Consider the following 5741-nt stretch of genomic DNA (forward strand, 5'->3'; position numbering starts at 1 on the left):
GCGCTACAAAAAGCGGGTGGGTTGGCAGCGTTAAACCAGCCCACAAAATTCGTTCTCTGCTGCTGAGTCCCCTCTTGAAAGGTCGGGACTATTTTCCGTAGTCAAAACTCCAGTCGAGTAAGTTGGCTCGTTGAAGGAGGAACCCCGCACCGTACCCGGAACGGGTCGGTGTCGGGAGGATGTCAGCCAAGATTGGTTCCTTTGAGAGCCGCGCTTGTCAATTTTCGGGGCATCGGTGACGCGATGCCGCTTCTGCCAACGATCGACGATCGACGATCGAAAATGGGTACGATCGCTCCTGTGAACCCCTCAAAGTTGGGCAGGAAGACGCCCCTCACTCGAGTAATAGAGGCTCGTCGCGCGACCGATGGCCCAAGTCGTTGTGAAGAAAAACCCTGGCAGCCCGAAATATCCGAACACCGGAACCCAAAAACCGATAAACGATAGAGTCGCCCAGACACTTAGCCCCGCTACGATGGCTCCGATGCCACTAAACAAGTTTCCCAGAACGGCAAGACGAGCGAGATTTTTGGGATAGCCCCATTTCACACCAATATCTCGCATCATTTTAAGTATGAGAAAGAACGCTAACAGAGTCGTCGCCAACGTCAAACCCGGAAAAGGGTTAAATCCCAAAATCGAGATGCCAATGGCATAGTCGAGGCTGAGTTGTCGAACTTCTGCGGCGATCCGATTCCGTTGTGCCATTCGTGCCATCTGTTGTCTGTCGGAATTGGGGAGAAGAGCGGCTTGTAATTTGTCGATGGCGATGTCCAATCTGACGATATTTAATTCTTTGAGGTTAAAAGTCCTGCCAAGGGTATCTAAAATGGTTTGTTCGGCGGGAACGGTGCCGTGAATTTCAGCCATTGACTGTGCGGCTTCGTAGAGCAAAACCTGAAGTGTCGGATCGTCGAGGTTCGTGGCGATCTCGTCTGGGGAATACTCCTGTTGCAGGAGACGATCGACCGTAACGTCCTCTCTCAGGAGCGATCGCAATGCCTCAACCGCCTTGACTAACGCTTGTTTTTCTTCCTCCAAGATGTCTCCGTCCGCTTTGGCGATGGCGGCCAAAATCTGCAAACAGGCGATCGCGTTTTGTTGTGTATCAGCCATGCTCGACCGTACCTTCAAGCTTTCCTCTACGACGGGGCAGAGGGATTCACCGTTCTAGGGAATTTCTGTCAGTTGGACTTTACCGCCCGTGAATATCGTACAAATCTCCATATTTCTGGTTTAGGTAACGAACGAACGGATCGACGTGAAGCGGTTTTCCCGTCACGCGCAACACTAACTCGTTCGCGGTGAACTTGCGTCCGTGGCGGTAAATATTGCGTTGCAGCCAGCGATGGAGGGTCTCGAAATTACCCCGTTCGATGTCTACGGGAATCTCCGGATGTAGTTTCAAGGCGGACTCGTACAACTGGGCAGCCATCAAATTACCCAAAGTATAGCCTTGGAACTGTCCGCCGATGGTTTCGACAAACCAGTGAACGTCTTGTAACACGCCCTCGGTGTGTTGTTGCGGGACGATACCCAAATCCTGACGATAGCGTTCGTTCCAAGCCTCGGGTAGGTCTTTGACGGCTAAGCGACCTTCCAACATCGCCACTTCTAAATCGAAGCGAAGAATGGCGTGGAGATTGTACGTCACCTCGTCGGCCGAAGTGCGAACCAGAGTCCGTTCGACCTTGTTAATGGCGCGATAGAACTCGTTGACGGGAACTTGACCCAACTGGCGTAAAAACATTCCTTGCAGCCAGGGGTAAAAACATTCCCAAAAGGCGCGAGAGCGTCCGATGAAGTTTTCCCACAAGCGAGCTTGACCCTCGTGCATTCCCGCCGAGGTGCCTCGCGCCAGGGGCGTCCCGTCGAAAGCGGCTTCAATGCCCTGTTCGTAAAGGGCATGACCCATTTCGTGGAGGCTGCTGAAGATACTTTCGGTGAGTTGGTGGGGACGGACGCGGGTGGTGATGCGAACGTCGCCGTGAGACAGGCGGGTGGTGAAAGGATGGGGAGAGCGATCGAGACGGCCGCGATGGAAATCGTAACCGACGCGATCGACCGCTTTGTAACAGAAATTCAGTTGGGTGGTTTCGTCGAAATGTTGACTGAGAATGCGATCGTCGAGTTGGGGGCGTTCGGCGATGGCCTCGACGAGGGGCACCAGTTGCGATCGCAGCGTCTCGAACAAGCCCTGCACCGTCTGCGTCGTCATCCCTTCGTCTTCCTCGGCAATCAGCGCATCGGCGATGCGATCGCTCTCGGGAAAGAAACTCGCCCACTCTCGACTCAACTCCAGGGTTTTTTCCAAAAACGGCCGGACTGCCTCGAAATTGCCGTCCGGCTTGGCTTTCGTCCAGGCCACGTAAGCATCGGTTTGGTGACTCGAGAGGGTGGCAACAAAGGAAGACGGAATGCGAAGGGCGCGATGGACATCTCGCCGCGCTAAACGGACGATGCTGGCGTCGTCGGACTCGTAAGGCAAACTGCGCTCGAAATCTCGCAGATTTTCCAGCAGTTCTCCCAACGCCGGATCGGTGAGTTGGTCGTGAGCGAGTTTGCGCAACGTCGCGATCTGCTGTCCTCGCGCTATCACCCCCCCAGGAGGCATATAGGTGGCGCGATCCCACTTCAAGACCGATGCTGCGGCTTGAAGATCGCGAATTTCCCGCAAGCGAGATCGGAGTTCTTGATATTGAGGGTCGTCGTGGGGTCGAATCTGCATGATGGGTGTGAGGGCAGATGCAAAATTAATGTCAGCTAATGTCAGCGGATTGAGGTCAGCGGTTGGATGCCATCGATCGGAGGAAGTCGAAACCGTGCGATCCGATCTCTTACCGATCTCTTAATTGTGAAGCCCTTGTTCGATCTCTGCTATTTAATATTAATTGGCAGCGGGGGGGGAGCGAAAGCATCTCTCCAGTCGCCGAAGCAATCGCTTCGACACCAGTCCATCTATCGATCGCGCTGCCGAAAATCGGGGAAGCCTCTCAATTTTTTTCCGGCGGTGTCCGACGAGATTCGCCGCCATCCTAGACCCTGACTCGGGGAAGTCGATGTTTGAACCCACACAGAATTTCCCAAGAAATCGTGTTGAGAGCGATCGCCCAGTCTTCCGCCACCACGCGATCGCCGCCAACGCTACCCAATACCGTCACCACATCCCCCACGCAGACCTCGGGAACGTCCGTGACGTCGAGCATGAGTTGATCCATTGTAATCGCTCCTACCTGGGGAACTCGCCAAACCTGCCCTCGCCGCGATAGTAACACTTCCATGCGGTTGGAGAGATTGCGCGGAACGCCGTCGGCGTAGCCGATACCCACCACCGCCAACCGCGTCTCCCGCTGCGTCACGAACTGATGACCGTAACTGACTCCCGTTCCGGCGGGAACGCTTTTCACCTGCGTCACTCGCGCCTTGACCTGCATCACGGGAGACAGTTCCACCGCCGACTGAAAATGAGGTGCGGGATAATGTCCGTACAGTGCCAACCCCACCCGCACGAGATCGTAATGAAAACTGGGAGACAACAACGTGGCGGCAGAGTTGCTCAAATGCAAGCGGGGTAACGGAATTCCGGCCTGTTGCAAACGGGCGATCGCTTCTTGGAACCGTTGGTGTTGTAAGTTCGTCACCGTGCGATCGCGATCGTCGGCGGTAGCCAAGTGAGAATACAGACTGGCGATTTTTAAATTCGGCAAACGGCGCACCAACTGCACGAAATCCATCGCCTCCTTCCAAGAGACGCCCAACCGCGACATTCCTGTATCCAATTTCAGATGAACGGAGAGGGGTTCTTCGTCAGCCGAGAGGTTTTCTGAAAATACGCACGCCTGCTGCGGACTCGAAAGCGTCGGTTGTAGGTGCCAGCGAACCAACGCGCGTAACTGTTCGGCCGTTGTCGTAGCCCCCAAGACCAAAATCGGCGCAGAAATCCCCGCCTGACGGAGTTCGATACCTTCGGATACCGTCGCCACACCCAACCAATCTGCCCCCGCCTCGAGAACCGTTTGCGCTACGGGAATCGCACCATGTCCGTAGGCGTCCGCTTTCACCACCGCCATCAACGCTGTTTGAGGGGACAAGAGGCGGCGCAGGTTGCCAACGTTGCGATCGAGGGCTTCTAAATCGATTTCCACCCAAGCGCGATCGCGAATCCGTTCTTCGTGACTCGGCTTGTCCGTAATTTTACAAATACGCTCCCAACTCAGCATATCCTTGGCTCCTCACACTCCAATAGAGCTTAGTTTACGGCACTCAACGCAGACGATCGGTAGGGAGAGGGAGTGACGCGGTAATACGCGGTCAGACAAGGTTGGCCTGACTTCACCCACATTTCCCGGCCGCGTCATACACCCTGCCGCTGTACCCTACTCACTGCTCACTGTTTCCGCTTCTTCCTTGTTTCCGCTTCTTCCTTCGGATAGATACCAGCAGCCCCAAAATCACTTAAGCTTCAAACAGCGTAATATCGATAAATTTTCATGAGGGACTGTTTTTTTCGGCCGAGGCTTGACAAATCTTTATATCGACGGCTAAACTAAACTCATAACGATTATGAATTAAGGCTGAAGGAGAAAACTGCTATGTTCGAGAACAAAGAAGGTCAGCGCGTTCCCAACGTAACGTTTCGCGCCCGGAGCAACGACGAATGGGTCGATATCACCACAGACGAACTGTTTTCCGGAAAAACGGTAATTGTCTTCGCTCTTCCCGGTGCGTTCACGCCGACTTGTTCCTCGAGTCACCTTCCCGGCTACAACCAGTTAGCAGGAGTGTTCAAAGAAAACGGTGTTGACGACATCATCTGTCTGTCCGTCAACGATACCTTCGTCATGAACGAATGGGCGAAAGACCAAGAAGCTGAAAACGTGACGCTGATTCCCGACGGAAACGCTGAATTCACCGAACAAATGGGGCTGCTCGTCGATAAAAGCGACCTCGGCTTCGGGAAACGCTCTTGGCGGTACTCCATGCTCGTCAAAGATGGCGTCATCGAGAAAATGTTTATCGAACCGGAAAAACCGGGAGATCCCTTTGAAGTCTCCGATGCTGAAACGATGTTGAACTACATCAATCCCGAGGCGAAGCCAAAATACATCTCCCTGTTTACCAAAATTGGCTGCCCCTTCTGCGCGAAAGCCAAAACGAAGCTCCAAGAACAGGGTTTAAACTACGAAGAAATCGTGGTAGGACGAGACGCCACGGCGCGATCGCTCAAAGCCATGAGTGGAAGTACCACCGTTCCTCAAGTGTTCGTAGACGGCAAACACATCGGCGGTTCCGAAGCCTTGGACGAATACCTGGCTAGTGCCTAAGTCTGACAGTCAGCCAATCCTGACAGCGTAGAGGGCGATCGCCAAGAGTCGCCCCTACCGAAAATTTTGGGGTTAGAGCCTCGCCCTTCTAGGGCGACTTTTTGATTGCATATTTCAACAATCTTTGCTAGTCTAAAAACAGATTGTGTCGTTTTTAGGTGATGATTAACCTCACGTATCAGTACAAACTTCAGCTAACCCAACAGCAACAACAAACCTATGACGAATGGCTCGAAACCTCTCGTCGGGTCTGGAACTATGCTTTGGCAGAGCGCAAAGACTGGTACAAGTCGAGAGCCTGTCCCATCGACCGATGCTCTCTTCGAGGTGAGTACGTCATTCGGGCCGACGCGCCCCGACCTAGCTTTTCAAGCCAGTGTAAAGCCTTAACCCAAGCTCGAAAAATCTATCCTGAGC

Annotated in this window: 5 protein-coding genes; 2 read left to right on the plus strand and 3 right to left on the minus strand. The window is 53.7% G+C overall.

Annotated features, from left to right (window positions below; all coding sequences use genetic code 11):
• Positions 1-309: 309 nt before the first annotated feature.
• From ACP5D4_RS20715 to alr, 3 genes are all read right to left on the minus strand, one after another.
• The gene (locus ACP5D4_RS20715; RefSeq protein ID WP_428013508.1) at positions 310-1116 is read right to left on the minus strand and encodes a DUF533 domain-containing protein; all 807 of its coding nucleotides are present in this window, start codon (positions 1114-1116) and stop codon (positions 310-312) included.
• Between the two features lie 79 nt (positions 1117-1195).
• The gene (locus ACP5D4_RS20720) at positions 1196-2728 is read right to left on the minus strand and encodes a carboxypeptidase M32 (protein WP_428013509.1); all 1533 of its coding nucleotides are present in this window, start codon (positions 2726-2728) and stop codon (positions 1196-1198) included.
• Positions 2729-3035: 307 nt separating this feature from the next.
• Entirely contained in the window at positions 3036-4220 is a 1185-nt protein-coding gene (gene alr / locus ACP5D4_RS20725) for an alanine racemase (protein WP_428013510.1), read from the minus strand.
• Between the two features lie 372 nt (positions 4221-4592).
• Between alr and ACP5D4_RS20730 the strand changes: the two genes are divergently transcribed.
• Positions 4593-5324: a glutathione peroxidase gene (locus ACP5D4_RS20730; protein WP_428013511.1), complete on the plus strand. Its 732-nt coding sequence runs from the start codon at positions 4593-4595 to the stop codon at positions 5322-5324.
• Between the two features lie 161 nt (positions 5325-5485).
• Positions 5486-5741: helix-turn-helix domain-containing protein (locus ACP5D4_RS20735; RefSeq protein ID WP_428013512.1), on the plus strand; the 256-nt coding region annotated here is incomplete at its 3' end.

It is taken from the genome of Baaleninema sp. (genome assembly GCF_049974805.1).
Taxonomy (GTDB): Bacteria; Cyanobacteriota; Cyanobacteriia; order Cyanobacteriales; family Geitlerinemataceae; genus Baaleninema.